The sequence below is a fragment of the Paenibacillus oryzisoli genome, assembly GCF_050467285.1.
Taxonomy (GTDB): domain Bacteria; phylum Bacillota; class Bacilli; order Paenibacillales; family NBRC-103111; genus Paenibacillus_E; species Paenibacillus_E oryzisoli_A.
This window is the reverse complement of record NZ_JBCMUN010000011.1, coordinates 263,935-278,704: the sequence shown is the minus strand read 5'-3', so window position 1 is coordinate 278,704 and position 14,770 is coordinate 263,935. Positions and strand designations below refer to the sequence as shown.

The following is a 14,770-nucleotide window of genomic DNA, read 5'->3' as shown; positions in this document are numbered from 1 at the left end:
TTTTGTTCACAAAATGGCAGGCTGATCATCAACCTTTATTGCACGATCCGATTGCGGATCGCGAAGACGACGGCTTGCGTCCGGTCGTTGACGCCAAGCTTCTGCAGAATGTGATGAACATGCGTTTTGACTGTGCTCTCCCCGATAAATAGTTTGGCGGCGATCTCCTCGTTGCGCAGTCCGAAAGCCATTTGTTGAAGCACCTCGAGTTCCCGTTCTGTGAACGATTCATCCATTGAATGGCCGAGACTGCTATCCACCGTATTCGCTCTTGCAGAGCGGACCACCCGAGACATCGCTTTGGCAGCGATGGCCGTGCGGAAGATCGCTTCCCCGCGGGAGGCAGCCCGAATGGCTTCAATCAGTTCTTCCGGTGCAGTGTCCTTAAGCAGATACCCGATCGCTCCGGAACGCATGCCTTGGAAGACATATTCTTCGGTGTCGAACGTCGTGAGAATAATAATCTTGCAGTTGGGCCAAGCGGCCATAATATCGCGGGTCGCTTCGATTCCGCTGTATTCAGGCATCTGAACGTCCATTAGCAAGACATGCGGGTGGGCAAGGTCCGCCAATGTGACGGCTTCGCGTCCATTGGAAGCTTCGCCGACGACTTCCATGTCGGGTTGCGCATTGATCATAAATTTGAATCCATGCCGGACCAGCAGCTGGTCATCCACAATGGCAACCCGGATCGTATCAAGACTCAATCTTTTCACCTTCCTGCAATGGGTTAACAAGCGGTATTCGAATCGTCATTCGCAAGCCGTGAGGCTGGTGATTCCGAAGTTCGAACGATCCTCCGATCCTTTCGCATCTGGCCATCATGCTCATAATTCCGAACCCGGGCTGCGGAGGGGAGTCGCTCCGGAATGGACCATTATCGGCCACCGTCATCACGAGCTTCCCCTCGGATTCGGTGATCGAGACCTCAACTTCCGAGGCGTTGGCGTGACGAATAATATTGGTCAGCGCCTCTTGCAGAATGCGATACAACGCTTCGGCAATCTCCGGATGCCACTGTGTGATTGTGCCTTCCGTGGCAAATCGAATCTGGAGCCGGCTCTGCTCTTTGACTGTCCGAATGAGGCTCTTCAAGGCAATCAGTCCGAGGCCTGCATCGTCTCGTCCCATCTGATGCACGACGCTGCGAACCTCCGTGAGGCAGTTGCGGGCAACGTTCAAGACGGTGGCCAACGCCTGGTCGGCTTCAGATTCGTTGGCTTTGATCATATAAGGCAGAGCCTGCAATTGTACGATAACGGAGGTGAGCCCGTGCCCAATCGTATCGTGGATGTCTCGCGCGATCCGCGTCCGCTCCTCCAGAACGGCGAAGCGCAGAGAACGCACGGTGGCTTCCTCCAGTTCCTTATGCATTTGTTGGAGATCTTGATGGGCTGACTCTAACTGAGCATGCATCTGACCGAGTTCGCGAAAATGACGCTGTTGTGCTTGTTTGGATTCCCACCGCTGTTGGATGGAGATGATGAGGATATACATCACTACGTGAACGAGAGAATAGGTAAGGATCCCATTCGGAGCAAGCTGGCCAGAGATCTGCCAATAAGCCGCGTTAGCAGCCATTACGGCGGCGGCCAGACCGATGCGCAGAGATCCCGAGAATCGTAACGCGATATGACCGATAAGGAAGTACCCGAGAAAGAATATCAAGTAACTCTCGTCGATCACGATGGAAGATAGGGCAGTTGCCGCCCATACCAGTATGATAACGACGATATGTCTTCGGGTAGGCTGGAGCCAGCGCGGAGGTGTCCAGAGAAATGCCAGATAGACAGTATGTAGAAACAGCGCCACCAAGGGAGCGGAGACGTGTTCCACCGACTGAAATAGTGAAGCCAGCAGAAAGAGACTTAGGATTATGAGTCTAAACGGACGTCTTGCAATCTTAATCTTTTCCAAAAACCGCTGGCTGAATCTCATACAGGATGCAATCACGCTCACTATCTCATCGAAATCAAGTGGATGTTAATGACTAACTTGCAATTGTTTATATCTAGTATAAATTAAAAAGCGCCGCCCGCAAACACTTCCTAGGGAAATAAACAGCAATACATTGCCCACGAGGATCATGCGATGATCATGTCCTCCGAGTTGAACGAAGGCAAGACGCAGGAGAACGATAACCACAAATATCGCAATGCCGCTGATCGGACTTTGGGAAGTGACCGTTCTCGTGTCGGGATTCCAACGAACTTTATCCATTCGCCCTCTCCAGATACCTATAGCGAGTCCGATGACGACGCTGACTGCATAAAGGGCGAGGTGAAGGAGCTGTACGCTTCCGTTCTGAGCGGTAATTTGCAACACCATGATTACAAATAGAGCAGGCACGATCCAAAGGGTACCCGGGCGAATGGTTTTTTCGCGGGCCAGTCTGAAGCAGACGACAAACATAATCAAGAGGTAAATCCCATTGTTCAACATCATTAGAATTCTCCGTTTCTCGGTTGATTTAGTTAACTTCATTATGAGCCGAGAGCGAATCTCCGTCGTCCACCCTTAGTTTGAAATTGCGGCTTCCCGTATCCACCTGCAGGTGGACGCGGCTGCATTTCGCCATGGGTTAAACTCAGATTAGGGAAGTGCAAACAAGTAGCATTGTCAATGGAAGCGGCAATTCGTATGATTCAAATGGTTGTAAAAAAATGTAAATGGGGGGCGAGTATGTATGGCGACAACTGACTGGAAGAACGGGATATTAAGTTTTTGAATGGACCGATAACGCGATCCTGGGGGAGGCGGACAGCTTGCTTCGCCGATCCGGACGGGCATTTGTGGGGATTGCGCAGTTATTGTAGAACAATCGGAAGCGTAACTCACCAAAAAGAGCCAAATCCATGAATGCTGGCATGAACTTCGTCAGAGATACAATACTATTTTGAAGAGCCAGAATGATGAACTCTCGCTTCAGTTTAAGAGTATTGGAGGAAAGTAAGGATGATGAAGCTTCTCTATTATTTAACTTTTGCCTCCTCGTTGGGGGCAGGTTTGCTTGCCGGTGTTTTTTTCGCTTTCTCGGTCTTCGTCATGCAATCGCTTGCCAAGCTTCCTACGGACCAAGGCATATCTGCCATGCAGAGCATCAATACAACGATTCTGCAATCGTCCTTTATGGTGGTCTTCATGGGCACAACTGTCTTAAGTGTCGTTTTGGGGATCGTTTCATTTATCAAATTGGGCAAAACCAGCGCGTTATACGTGATTATTGGGAGCCTGCTCATCTTAGTCGGAGTGTTCCTGGTGACAACTTTATTTAATGTGCCGCTCAACGATACTTTAGCCGCCGTAACCTCCGGGAGCGCGGAGGGGGCACAAGCGTGGAAGGAATATTTGGACAGTTGGATGCCGTGGAATCATGTGCGGACGATTGCTTCTATCGGGGCACTGATTTTCTTTATCATCGCAATTCGCAGGTGGGAAGTCTAGCGGTAATGAGGCACAAATACAGCGGCAGTCTAAGACCTTTTTCAAGTCATTGTCCGCCGCTGTTTTATTATACCTATTTTTCGAAATCTGACGATTTTCTATGCTCATAAAACCCGGTAGTTTAAGTCTTTCAGTCTAGAACTTAAGCCCTGCATCAATCGCCCCACTTCAAAGACAACATCAACCGGCAGCAAGGCGCCCCTCCGGCGGTCTTCGGCCCAAGCACAAACTGCACAGTGCTGGGGGTATAGGTCGTGTGGACATCCGATTTGCTTCCGAAGGTATGGACGATGCGGTCGACTTCCTTGTGATTGCCGCTTTGGGCGCTGGCCATTAACTGCTTGGCAACGGCGGGGTCGCCCAATTTGTTGACGATCAGGGTGGCATCTTTCAGCATGCTGTCCGACAGGACCACCGAGTTCTTGAGCTGATTGGTATCGATGGGCGGGTAATCGCGGTCCCAGGCCCAATAAGGTGCGTAGTGGTACGGATGCGGCGGGTAGGCGTAATAGTGCAGCGGTGCGTAGGGATACAAAGAAGGATCGTTATACAAAGCGGCCGCCCCCTTTCTGAAAAATATGCTACTGCACTATATGCCCGCGTTAGGCGAGTGTGCATCGGGCGGGAGCGGGCCTGGTACTCGGCATTTCCAAAGCGGCTCTATGGCCGCGGATAGTATGAGAAGCCGGGGTATTTGACGACCGGCCATTTTTCTTTGCGCAGCGTCTGAATGAACTCAGGCCCGACATTAAGGTTGGACGCGACCAACTCCTGCGGAGTCAAAGCCAGCCATTGATTGAGCGAGACGTCCTGGAAGCGGTCGCTTTTGAACATTTCCAGAAACCAGAGGGACTCGGTTCCGTTATTTTGGATATAGTGTCCGAAGGCAAAAGGGACATACCCCACGTCCCCGGCGCGGTAATCGAACGTTCTGGCCACGCCGCCCGCGGCAAATACCGTCATACGTCCCTGACCGGCCAAATAGTATTGCCACTCATCCTGATTCGGATGCCAGTGCAGCTCGCGCATTCCGCCGGGTTCGACTTCCACGAGTGCAGCGGCAACGGTTTTGGAAATGGGAAAATTGCTGGAATCGACGATCCGGACGCAGCCGCCGGGTGTGCGAAGAGGAGACTGCGCAAGCAGCTTGTGCGTGAAGCTAAGCGGCACTTGCCCGTTGGGCGACGTAACCTGCTGCGTTGCGATCGGACCGGGGATCTTATCTTGATAGATGTATTTCTGCTTAGGAGAAATGTCGGTAAAAGCATCCATACTGACGCCAAAGTTGGCGGAAAGCACATCCTTGGGCGTGTGCGCAAACCAATCGGAGAGCCCGAGCGTTCCCAGGTCGGAGAAGCTGCCGTCGTCGAACACAAGCAGGAACTCGCAGCCTTCTTCCAGCCCTTGAATGGAGTGCGGAATCCCCGGCGGAAAATACCACAAATCCCCAGGCCCCACATCGGCGATAAAATTACGCCCGTCCTGATCGACGGCAGTAATGCGTGCACTGCCCAGCAGCATATAGGACCATTCGGCCTCCTGATGCCAATGCAGCTCACGCACGCCGCCCGGTGTCAGGCTCATATTGACGGCAGCCAGCGTCTTCGCAATCGGCAGTTCGCGAATCGAGACGCCGCGGGACCAACCGCCGTGATTGAGCTGCATGTGGGCATCCGAAAATGAAAACTTGAGATTCGGCACCGTCCCATTATCTGTCACCGGCGGGACCAGCATATCGGGGTTCTCCAAATCCCGCATCACATCGCGGGGACCGCTGTCGACGTTGCCCATACCGTCATAACGAATCGGCTGCGGGATATGGGCCGGCGGTATATGAGGTCGATCCATGCGCTCACTCCTTTTATGTACCTTCATCCTACTGATGCTTATTCGTGGGCAAAAATAAAAATGACCCCGGAGTGGGGTCATTTTTATTGCAAGATCTGCGTTTGGAAGGGGCCGATATGAAAGCATTCGGCTGAATTAGCGCGTCATCGTGACGTAGCTTGTCACCTTTTGACCGGAGGCTGTGACTGCAGTCAGTTCGAAATACTTCACATTGCCAGACACATGCACTGCCCCGTGCTCGTCTGCCGTTACAGTGCCGACCGTTCCCAGAGCATCGTCGCCTTGAATGTCATTCACGATGAACAAGGTACCTAATGCAAAATTGTAATTCGCGGCATCCGCTTTTTCATACTTAATGCCGTAATTGTCGGTAATCGTAAGATCCATTGCGGAGTAAGCGTCGAACGTGGCTGCGTAGTCATCGTCCACCATCGCCATTGGCTCCGTAATGGACGTCTCGCCTGCGGTCATAACGGCTGCTTTCACAGGATCGCTCGTCACAGTCACGGTGACATGGAGCTGCTTGGCATCTCCGGAACCGATCTGCACCATGACGCTGACGTCAGCCGTACCCGGCTTATTGCCCAGCACATAAGCGTGGTGGTCTGCGCTTAAACCCACTTTAGCTACGTTCGGATCCGATGAAAAGACGGACTGCACCACGCCCGGAATCGCTACCGTGTCGCCGCCGTTTGTGGTGACTTTAATTTCAATTTCTTTAGCGAATTTGCTGATCGCAGGGTTTTCGGCATCAGCCTGGGAGATCATGCCGGATGCATTGCCGGTCAATCCGCTGTCGATGACGCTGGCCAGTGTATAGGAACCCACAATCGAGACATTCCCTGACGTGCTGCCCGTGCCTGTCCCTGTATTCGTACCGGTTTCAGTACCGGTTCCAGTACCAGTACCAGTACCAGTACCAGTACCCGTGCCAGTACCACTGCCGTTGTCTGTGCTAGGAGGCGTTGCCTCTTCATAAGCTTGCTGAGCGCCGTAGGCACTCACGACCAGATCCTCGCGCGTTGCTTGCGCGTCGCCGTCTTTGCCGGCCGGGTGAATGCCCAGCGCAGTCGCTTGCGTAACTACTTTCGCGTACCACGGTGAGCCCGTAGTCACGACTTTTTTGCCTAAGCCTTTCAGCAATATCGTGTCGAGTTGAGCTGTGGTGACAGCGTCGCCCGGCGCAAAAGTTGTATCGGTCATGCCATCGATCAGGCCAGCTTTTTTCGCGGCTTCAATGTACGGAATGGCCCAACCGTTGGCGGCATCGTCCGCACGTACGTCGGTGAAGCTCGATGCAGTTACCTTCAAATCGACCGGAATCTCAAAAACTTTCGTCGCCACTTTCGCAAACTGAGCACGCGTCATATTTTGCTGGATACCGAATGTGTCGCTGGATACACCGTCGAAAATGCCTTCGCCGATCATCGCATCAAGCTTAGCCTTGAGGTCGACGGAAATGTTGCCTAAGTCTGTGAAGTCAGCGCTGGTCTTCGCGGTTGCCGCGGTAGCCGGTTGAACGAGCATTAAGCTTGCCAGAAGCGATAAGGCCGTTGCTGTATGGGTAAAAGGAAGTTTCAATGTTTTCATCATAGTCCTCCATCGAAGATAGTCGTAAGCGTCGCTCTAGTAAACTAGCTTGTCTAGTGCCTATCGTGATGCTTCTACTATAGCGTGTCATAGAAACCACGTCATTGTCAAATTTCTGTCAAAGCAGGCGCTGGACATTTCGGCGCAAAATGTGCCAGATCTGCATCTATGCCATGTTGAATTACGCGCATGGAAGCGGTAAAGTTAGGTCGAAGGCTGCACATGAGCGGCTATATCGCGGCTTTGGGCCAATTCAGGATGGAGAGTGGGAAGCATGGACGTTCAAGAGGCAATTCGCAGCCGCCGCAGCATCGGCAAAGTCAAGCCGGACCCGGTGGAGCGAGCGTTAATTGAAGAGATTTTGGAAGCGGGCATTTGGGCGCCGAATCACGCGCATACTGAGCCTTGGCGATTCTGGGTCATGACCGGCGAAGGTCGGGGGCTGCTCGGCCGCGGTTATGCGGAGGTGGCGCTGGCGGAAGCGGGCGACACGATTTCCAATGAGGAAGAGGTGAAGCTGCGTGAAGCCAATGTGAAAAAAGCGTTTCGTGCCCCTGTCGTGATCGCTGTCGCCGTATCGCCGTCCGAGAAGGCCGTCGTGCCGGAGATTGAAGAATACGCCGCCGCCCACGCGGCTGTGCAAAATATGCTGCTCACCGCCCATGCGCTTGGGTTAGGCGCGATCTGGCGCACGGGTGCGCCGACCTACCATCCGAAAATGCGGGAGGCGTTCGGCCTCGCCGGCAAGGAGGAGATGGTCGGCTTCATTTACCTCGGCTATCCCGAGCCGCTGCCTGTGAAAGCAGTGCGGAAACCGCTCGCCGAGAAAACGATCTGGGTAACGGAGTAGGGAAGATGGCAATGAAACGAAACCGATTAGGCACTTCGGAGCTCATGGTAGGTGAGGTCGGACTAGGCTGCATGTCATTAGGTACCGACCAACGTCAGGCAATTGGGCTAATTCATGCAGCTTTAGAACGTGGGGTAAATTTTATAGATACGGCAGATTTATACGATGATGGTCTCAACGAAGAAACTATCGGTGCAGCGATTCGCGGGCGCCGTCGTGATGAATTCATTCTAGCCACGAAAGTGGGCAATCGACGAATTCCAGGACGTGAGGGCTGGGTATGGGATGCCTCTAAGGCCTACATACTTGCAGCGGTAAAAGAGAGCTTGAAAAGGCTCGGCACGGAGTACATTGACTTATATCAATTGCACGGGGGAACTTTGGACGACCCGATTGATGAGACAATCGAAGCCTTTGAACAATTGAAACGAGAGGGGATTATTCGTTATTACGGCATCTCCTCGATTCGTCCCAATGTCATTCGTGAGTATGCAAGCCGTTCATCGATTGCGAGTGTTATGAGTCAGTACAGCTTATTGGATCGACGTCCGGAGGAAGCCGTGCTGTCGCAGCTTGCCGACCATTCGATCAGTATGATCGCTCGCGGGCCAGTGGCGAAAGGGATTCTGTCGAGCAGTGGATATCAGCGTCTTGAGAAAGGATATCTTGATTATACCGAACAATCATTAGGCGTCCTTTATCCCCAACTGCGGGAGTTCGCAAATGCCAGTAATCGCAGCCTAAGCCAGCTTGCTATTCGGTATGCGTTATCGCATCCTGCGGTCGCTGTGGCAATTCCCGGAGCAAGCTCGCTGTACCAATTGCTTGCCAACATCGACGCGGCAGAGGCAGCTCCGCTGACCGAGGATGAGATTAAGCTGCTGCGTCAGCTGACCCGCTTGAATAGATATGAGCAACATCGCTAAAATGGTCCAAGGGCAATGAAGAAAAAACCAGCCTGCATGTCCTGCATCAAATTGAGCGTTCTGCCACGAGTAGTGGTGAAAAGAACGATTCGCTCACAATTTGACGCGGTTTTGCAGGCTGGTTTTGTGTTGTAGTTGTTGATGATTGGGTCGCCAGAACGGTTTACTTTTTCAACGCAACCGCGATGTGCGCCGCGGTCTGCGCATTGTGATAGACGAGCGCCAGGTTCGTGTCCAGGCTTCGGCCGTCGGTAAGCTGCTTGATGCGCGCGAGCAGGAACGGGGTCACTTTTTTACCTGTGACTTGCTCCTCTTTCGCTTCGTTCAGCGCTTGCTTGATGTATGTTTCGATGTCCGACTGCTCCATCGCGGAAACTTCCGGCACCGGGTTGGCGATGACCGCGCCGCCTTGCAGGCCAAGATCCCACTTCGTGCGGAGCATAGATGCCACGTCTGCCGCCTCGTCGAGGCGGAAGTCCACGCCGTAGCCGCTCTCGCGGGAGTAGAAGGACGGGAATTCGTCCGTCTTGTAGCCGACAACCGGCACACCGTGGGTTTCCAAATATTCGAGCGTGCGGCCGATATCGAGAATGGATTTGACGCCGGCGCAGACGACGGCGACATTGGTTTGCGCCAGTTCGGTGAGGTCGGCCGAGACGTCCATGGAGTTCTCGCCTTCGCGGTGCACGCCGCCGATGCCGCCGGTTGCGAACACTTCGATGCCCGCGATCGCAGCGCCGATCATGGTGGCGGCGACGGTCGTCGCGCCGATTTTGCCGGAAGCGAGGATGTAGGCGAAGTCGCGGCGGCTTACTTTTTCAACTTGACCGTTCGTTGCAAAGGCTTCGAGCTCCTGCTCGTTCAGGCCGATTTTGATTTTACCGTCCATAATCCCGATCGTTGCCGGTACAGCGCCGTTGTCGCGGATAATTTGTTCAACTTTACGCGCCATTTCGATGTTCTGCGGGTATGGCATACCGTGGGATATAATCGTCGTTTCGAGCGCCACGATCGGCTTGTTGTTCGCCAGGGCTTCTTTTACTTCTTCGGTGTAGGTGAGGTATTGGGACATTAGAATCATGAGTGCTCTCTCCTTAGATGTTGGTTTGAGGGGCTGCTGGGGTGACGGTGTGAAGCAGCCGTTCCTCGGTTAGTTCGGATGCCGCGGATTGATGCGTCTGCAACGTCAGATGGGCGGCGGCTAGGCCGTAGCTGCAAGCTTCCAGATAGGACTGCTGATGCAGGACGGCGTAAGCGACACCGGCCAGAAAAGCGTCTCCCGCGCCTGTGACTTCTACGACTTTGGTCGGCAGCGGAGGGAAGAGACGGATCTGCTCCTCGCTGTGGTAGAACACGCCTTTGCTTCCCAGCGTGATAAACACATGGGCTGCGCCGCGCGCGCGAATCGCTTCGGCGAGCCGACTCGTATCGTCGTACGGGCTGCCGGCCAGCAGCTGTGCCTCCTCCAGATTCGGAAAGATCGCGGTCACGCCCGTCAGATCGGCGGGCAGCTTTTTCGCCTTTTCCGAGGAGACCGGGTCGATGAAAAGGGAGATTCCCTCTTCGCGGCATTTGCCGATCAGCTCCGCCAGCGTGTCGGGTGGCAAGTTCGTATCCGCGATGATGAGCTTGGCAGCGGCGATGTGCGGCCATTTTTCCTGCAGCAGAGCAGGCGTATATTGATCGTAAATATCCATATTGGCAAAAGCGAGCGCCATCTCGCCCTCGGGATCGAGCAGCGCGGTGTAAGTGCCGGTCGCACCATCCTTGAGCACGACGGACTGGCTGACGTCGACGCCGCGCTTGCGCGTCTCCTCCAGCACCCACGCGCCGGCCTTGTCATCGCCGACGATGGTGAAAAGCGATGTGCGGCAGCCGAGCCCTGCCAGCGTTTCCGCGATATTGCGCGCCACGCCGCCGCACGATTCGGTGACGGACACCGGATTCGAGGACGCCATGCGGATTACTTGCTTGGCCGTCGCTTTGCTGTCGAGGTTCGCGCCGCCAAGGCAAAGCACGGTCTGCTCCTCGGCCATAATGTAGGCGCGGCCGCGAATGATGCCTTTCTTCGTCAGCGCGGCAATGTAGCCGGCGACGGCGGAGCGGGAAATGCCGATGATGCTCGCCATTTCCTGCTGGGATATGAATGGATTTTGACGGATTAGCGCCAGAACGTGCTGTTCACGGTCCATGAAAGACATGAAACACTCCTTTCGACTGACGTATGGTTCTAGTGTAATGGATCCGTGGACAAAAGTCTATTTCACAGACATTTGTTTAGTGGTAGACGAACAGCCCGTCCCTTCTACTTCCAGCTGCGCCTGGTAGTAGAAGAAAACGGGCAATAGTTGGCGGTAACCGGTTCTCTAGACGAGCGGCAGAAATAAGAGGGGAAAACCACTCTTATTTGTCCTAATCCAAGGGAAAAGCAAAAAATAAGCGTAGTGTACCCCTCTTATCTGTCGGGTTTGTGGCATAAAACGCGCTCTTGCAGCGAAATAGAAGTGGTGAGCCCCTCTTATTTCAGAAGAAAGGTAGGGGAAGCTAAAAATAAGAGGGGTTAACCACTCTTAAATCTAAAGCACGTCACTCCGAGGTACCGAAAGGACCGAGGATCAACCGTGCAGCCATTCGCCACACGTCCCGCCAACGTTCTACTCTAGCTGCGCTCAAGGAACGGTAAATCATGGGACGTACACCTCCGGGGGTCAGGGTTTGCACATGTAATGCCAGGATGCACGCGGGCCGGTCTCGCCTCGAGCACGCTGCTCCGCACTGTCAGAGGGCGGAAGTCCCCGCTAGTCGGCTCACTCCGCATGCGGCGTGTTCGAGCGGCGGCCGAGGCCTAGCAGGCCTAGCAGCCCCAACAGGCCCAGGTAGCTGTACCAGGGGCGCGATTTCGCTTTTGGCTCTGCAGCGGCTTGGAGCTTGATCGAGCGGTCAGGCGCCCCAGGGCCAGCGCCAAGGGGGCCGCCAACCGGCGCACCAGGGCCGTCCTGCAGCGCCGTCGGCGGAGTCAGCCCGTACGAAGCGGCATGGCTGTGCCGGCTGTGGCGGTGCGAAGGATGCAGCGGCGCCGCGGGCATGCCGAACGGATTCGTTTCAAAAAACGTTGGCGCTCCTTGCTTCGCAGATTGCTGCACTTCGGCTTGCGACATCATTTCCATGTCGTGTTTATGGGATTTGAGCCGGTATTGGTGGGCACCCAGCAAAACGGTAATAGCCAGAAAAGAAAGCGAAGCGAGCTTGATCGATCGATTCATGGTAGATCTACCTCCAAAAGTTCTCGATAGGAGACAACTCCGAGTAATTAAGCATATATTCCCCTATGCGCAAGAACTTATGCAGAAGACGCAAAAAAGCCCCGCTCTGACAACAACCAGAGGGGGCCGGGAAAAGCCGATTATTTGGTAACGGTCACTTGAACCGTCGTGCGCATATTGGCAAAAGTGACGGAAATACGCGCCGTGCCTTTACCGGTCGCCTTAATGACGCCGTCTTTGACATCCGCGATCATGATGTTCGAGGTCGTCCACAAGGCAGGCTTCGTAACGTCATCTTCCGAGCCGTCCGAGTAAGTCGCGATTGCGCTGACATTGGCCGTCTGGCCTTCTTTCAGCTCGATCTTCACAACATCTGTCTTCAAATATTTCAGCGTGTCGACTTCCACCGGAATGGCGACGGTTTTGCCGCCGAAGGAGACGGTAATCGTCGTTTTGCCGGAACCGATTGCGGTGAAAAGTCCATTGTCGACGGAACCAATTTTATAAGCCGACACTTTCCAGGTAGCGCTGTTCGTGACGTCTTTGGTCGTGCCGTCCGACATCGTAGCTGTCACTGTCAATTGCGTCTGCTCGCCGCTCTTCGTGATGAAGAACGTTTTGCTGGCTTTGAGTGAATCAATGACGCCAATTTCGACCGGGATCGAAATGCTCTTGCCGCCGTAAGTTGCCGTTACCGTCGCTTTACCGCGTGCGACAGGCGTCACCACGCCTTTGGAAACGGACAGGATCGAGGCGTTGCTCGTTTTCCATTCGGCATCGCTCGTTACCGTGCGGGCGGTCTCGCTCGCGTCGGTAGCCGTCAGCACGATGCTTCTCGTCTCATTCAGATCCATTACAATGTTTATGACACTGGCTGTGAGATCGCTGGCCATATCCACTTCGACCGGAATCGTCACGGTTTTGTTGTCCAACTGTGCCGTCAGCGTAGACGTACCGGAGGCGATGGCTTTGACCACGCCTTGGTCGACTGTAGCGGCCTTTGTATTGCTGCTTGTCCAGATGACATCGGAGGTGACATCGCTCTTGGTATCATCGGTGTATAGCGCTTCGGCTTTTAATGTTGCCGAGCCGCCCTTTTTCATGACCAGCTTGTCCTCGCTCACGGTCAGGCTTTTCAGCTCGCCTACCGACACTTGCAGAACCGCTTTACGCGTGCCGTACTCTGCCGTTACGGTTGCCGCGCCGGTAGCAACGCCGGTAATGGCGCCTTTGCTGGCTTCGGCGATATCCTCGTCGCTGGATGTCCACGTCGCTTTGTCCGTCACATCTACACCTGTGCTGCGATCTTTAAAATATGCAGTTAGCGTCACGTTCGCCGAATCGCCGCTTTGCATATTGACCGCTTTCTGCGACAGCTTGACGGAGGTTGGCACGTCGATTTCTACGCGCGTTGTGGTCGTTTTGCCGCCGTAGGAAGCGGTGATCGTGGCAACGCCGGATTTAAACGCTTTGACCGTACCTTTGGTCACCATCGCGATGTCCTCGTGATCGACGCTCCAGATTGCGCTGTCGGTCACGGTCGCCGTCGTGCCGTCCGCATAGGTGGCGTATACGTCCAGCGACGCGCTGCCATCCGCTTGCAGCGTTAGGGAGTCTGCGCTCACAACGAGACGGTGCGGCACTTCCACATCAATGCTAGCTGCAACGGTGCGGTCGCCGTACTTGGCAAACACAGTCGCTTCGCCAATGTCGGTGCCAAGCAGTTTGCCTTTGGTCACTTGCACGACATCTTCATCGCTCGACGACCATTCGGCGCGGTCGGAAATGTCCGATGTCGAGCCATCGGCATAGGTAGCGGTCAGCTTCAGCTGGCCGGTGCCGTTTTTCTTCAGCAAAATACTCGTTTTATCCAGCTCCAGCTTCACGGTGCTGTCCACGTCAACGCGGATCGTCGTCGTTTTGGTGCCGTAGGAAGCCGTCAGCGTCGCTTTGCCGACACTGTAGCCAGTGATCGTGCCGTTAATCACGTCGGCAACGTCCGGCTTGTCGGACGTCCAGACGGCTTTGCTTGCGACATCGCTCGTCGTGCCGTCCGGGTAGGTAGCCATAAGCTTCACTTTGCTCGTGCCGTCTTTCAGCAAGGACACGTCGGACTTGTCCGCATCGAGACGGCGAACCACCTCGACATCGACGTCGAGCGTAAGCGATTGATTCATATACTTCACGGTAATCGTGCCGCTGCCGGGATTTTGCCCGCGAACGAGCCCGTTCGTCACGGTGGCAATCGTGCTGGCATCGACGGTGTAGTCGGCGAGGCTGGACACATTTTCAGATGTGCCGTCCTCGTAATAGGCCGTAATGGCTAATTGCTGGGTGCTGTTCAAGCGCAGATCGAGGGATTGCACGTCGGAGGTTAACGACTTCACCTTTTTGCTGACGGTGACCGTCACGACTTCCGTTTCTCCCATATAAGTGGCTGTAATGATGGCTTTTCCTTCTTTTTTGGCGGTGACGACGCCTGCATACACCGAAGCGACCTCAGGCGTGCCGGAGTTCCAATCGGTTTTGACCGTCGCATTCTCTGTCGTGCCGCTGACAAAAATGGCCGTTGCCGATAACGTGGCGGTGTCGCCAACCTGCAGGCTGATCTCATTTTTGTTCAAAACGAGCTTCGAGATGCTATCCGCTGCGAACGCTGCGCCTGCCCAAAGTACTTGACTGGCGAGGGCCAAAATAAGAACCAGGGACAACCACTTCGTGTGACTTAGCCTTTTCATGTTTTCCGTTTCCCTCCAAAGTAAGCTGCTGAATTGACCAAATGAACATAGATCTCTATTTACATCGGCATTTGCACGCGGAAAATGAAGGAAAAACGTGTCGAGAACCTT

At 54.3% G+C, this 14,770-nt stretch carries 14 protein-coding genes; 4 read left to right on the top strand and 10 right to left on the bottom strand.

Going from position 1 to position 14,770, the window contains the following annotated elements; all coding sequences use genetic code 11:
* Positions 1-35: 35 nt before the first annotated feature.
* Genes ABE504_RS20455 through ABE504_RS20445 form a run of 3 tightly spaced genes read right to left on the bottom strand, consistent with a single transcriptional unit; the run spans position 36 to position 2,445 of the window.
* A complete protein-coding gene (locus ABE504_RS20455; protein ID WP_430092058.1) occupies positions 36-707 on the bottom strand; it encodes a response regulator in 672 nt (223 codons plus the stop codon).
* On the bottom strand, positions 697-1,953 hold the full coding sequence (locus ABE504_RS20450; RefSeq protein ID WP_430092056.1) for a histidine kinase: 1,257 nt from the start codon (positions 1,951-1,953) through the stop codon (positions 697-699). Before ABE504_RS20450 ends, ABE504_RS20455 begins: the two co-directional genes overlap by 11 nt.
* A 30-nt stretch (positions 1,954-1,983) precedes the next feature.
* Positions 1,984-2,445 (bottom strand): hypothetical protein, encoded by a 462-nt coding sequence (locus ABE504_RS20445; RefSeq protein ID WP_430092054.1) that lies wholly within the window; start codon positions 2,443-2,445, stop codon positions 1,984-1,986.
* Between the two features lie 279 nt (positions 2,446-2,724).
* Here ABE504_RS20445 and ABE504_RS20440 point away from each other — a divergent pair, with 279 nt between their 5' ends.
* On the top strand, positions 2,725-2,859 hold the full coding sequence (locus ABE504_RS20440; RefSeq protein ID WP_430092052.1) for a VOC family protein: 135 nt from the start codon (positions 2,725-2,727) through the stop codon (positions 2,857-2,859).
* A 96-nt stretch (positions 2,860-2,955) separates the two neighbouring features.
* Positions 2,956-3,444: a DUF1772 domain-containing protein gene (locus tag ABE504_RS20435; RefSeq protein ID WP_430092050.1), complete on the top strand. Its 489-nt coding sequence runs from the start codon at positions 2,956-2,958 to the stop codon at positions 3,442-3,444.
* 154 nt (positions 3,445-3,598) lie between these two features.
* Here ABE504_RS20435 and ABE504_RS20430 read toward each other — a convergent pair whose 3' ends face one another.
* From ABE504_RS20430 to ABE504_RS20420, 3 genes are all read right to left on the bottom strand, one after another.
* The gene (locus tag ABE504_RS20430; RefSeq protein ID WP_430092048.1) at positions 3,599-3,997 is read right to left on the bottom strand and encodes a hypothetical protein; all 399 of its coding nucleotides are present in this window, start codon (positions 3,995-3,997) and stop codon (positions 3,599-3,601) included.
* Positions 3,998-4,104: 107 nt separating this feature from the next.
* Entirely contained in the window at positions 4,105-5,292 is a 1,188-nt protein-coding gene (locus ABE504_RS20425; RefSeq protein ID WP_430092047.1) for an oxalate decarboxylase family bicupin, read from the bottom strand.
* A 135-nt stretch (positions 5,293-5,427) separates the two neighbouring features.
* Complete coding sequence (locus ABE504_RS20420; RefSeq protein ID WP_430092045.1) at positions 5,428-6,882, bottom strand: S-layer homology domain-containing protein; 1,455 nt, start codon at positions 6,880-6,882, stop codon at positions 5,428-5,430.
* Between the two features lie 274 nt (positions 6,883-7,156).
* Between ABE504_RS20420 and ABE504_RS20415 the strand changes: the two genes are divergently transcribed.
* A complete protein-coding gene (locus ABE504_RS20415) occupies positions 7,157-7,732 on the top strand; it encodes a nitroreductase family protein (protein WP_430092043.1) in 576 nt (191 codons plus the stop codon).
* An 11-nt stretch (positions 7,733-7,743) separates the two neighbouring features.
* On the top strand, positions 7,744-8,658 hold the full coding sequence (locus ABE504_RS20410) for an aldo/keto reductase (RefSeq protein WP_430092126.1): 915 nt from the start codon (positions 7,744-7,746) through the stop codon (positions 8,656-8,658).
* 163 nt (positions 8,659-8,821) lie between these two features.
* On the opposite strand, the gene ABE504_RS20405 is transcribed toward ABE504_RS20410, so the two are convergent.
* From ABE504_RS20405 to ABE504_RS20390, 4 genes are all read right to left on the bottom strand, one after another.
* The gene (locus ABE504_RS20405) at positions 8,822-9,730 is read right to left on the bottom strand and encodes a pseudouridine-5'-phosphate glycosidase (protein WP_430092124.1); all 909 of its coding nucleotides are present in this window, start codon (positions 9,728-9,730) and stop codon (positions 8,822-8,824) included.
* A 22-nt stretch (positions 9,731-9,752) separates the two neighbouring features.
* On the bottom strand, positions 9,753-10,859 hold the full coding sequence (locus ABE504_RS20400; protein WP_430092041.1) for a carbohydrate kinase: 1,107 nt from the start codon (positions 10,857-10,859) through the stop codon (positions 9,753-9,755).
* 606 nt (positions 10,860-11,465) lie between these two features.
* The gene (locus tag ABE504_RS20395; RefSeq protein WP_430092039.1) at positions 11,466-11,921 is read right to left on the bottom strand and encodes a hypothetical protein; all 456 of its coding nucleotides are present in this window, start codon (positions 11,919-11,921) and stop codon (positions 11,466-11,468) included.
* Between the two features lie 140 nt (positions 11,922-12,061).
* Positions 12,062-14,659 carry an Ig-like domain-containing protein gene (locus tag ABE504_RS20390; RefSeq protein ID WP_430092037.1) on the bottom strand — a complete coding sequence of 866 codons (2,598 nt, stop codon included), beginning with the start codon at positions 14,657-14,659 and terminating at the stop codon, positions 12,062-12,064.
* Positions 14,660-14,770 lie beyond the last annotated feature (111 nt).

Coding starts and splice junctions, on each gene's coding strand:
- ABE504_RS20445 (WP_430092054.1), bottom strand. CDS start 2,445: ATGATGTTGAACAATGGGATTTACCTCTTGATTATGTTTGTCGTCTGC.
- ABE504_RS20435 (WP_430092050.1), top strand. CDS start 2,956: ATGATGAAGCTTCTCTATTATTTAACTTTTGCCTCCTCGTTGGGGGCA.
- ABE504_RS20425 (WP_430092047.1), bottom strand. CDS start 5,292: ATGGATCGACCTCATATACCGCCGGCCCATATCCCGCAGCCGATTCGT.
- ABE504_RS20420 (WP_430092045.1), bottom strand. CDS start 6,882: ATGAAAACATTGAAACTTCCTTTTACCCATACAGCAACGGCCTTATCG.
- ABE504_RS20415 (WP_430092043.1), top strand. CDS start 7,157: ATGGACGTTCAAGAGGCAATTCGCAGCCGCCGCAGCATCGGCAAAGTC.
- ABE504_RS20410 (WP_430092126.1), top strand. CDS start 7,744: ATGAAACGAAACCGATTAGGCACTTCGGAGCTCATGGTAGGTGAGGTC.
- ABE504_RS20405 (WP_430092124.1), bottom strand. CDS start 9,730: ATGTCCCAATACCTCACCTACACCGAAGAAGTAAAAGAAGCCCTGGCG.
- ABE504_RS20400 (WP_430092041.1), bottom strand. CDS start 10,859: ATGTCTTTCATGGACCGTGAACAGCACGTTCTGGCGCTAATCCGTCAA.
- ABE504_RS20395 (WP_430092039.1), bottom strand. CDS start 11,921: ATGAATCGATCGATCAAGCTCGCTTCGCTTTCTTTTCTGGCTATTACC.
- ABE504_RS20390 (WP_430092037.1), bottom strand. CDS start 14,659: ATGAAAAGGCTAAGTCACACGAAGTGGTTGTCCCTGGTTCTTATTTTG.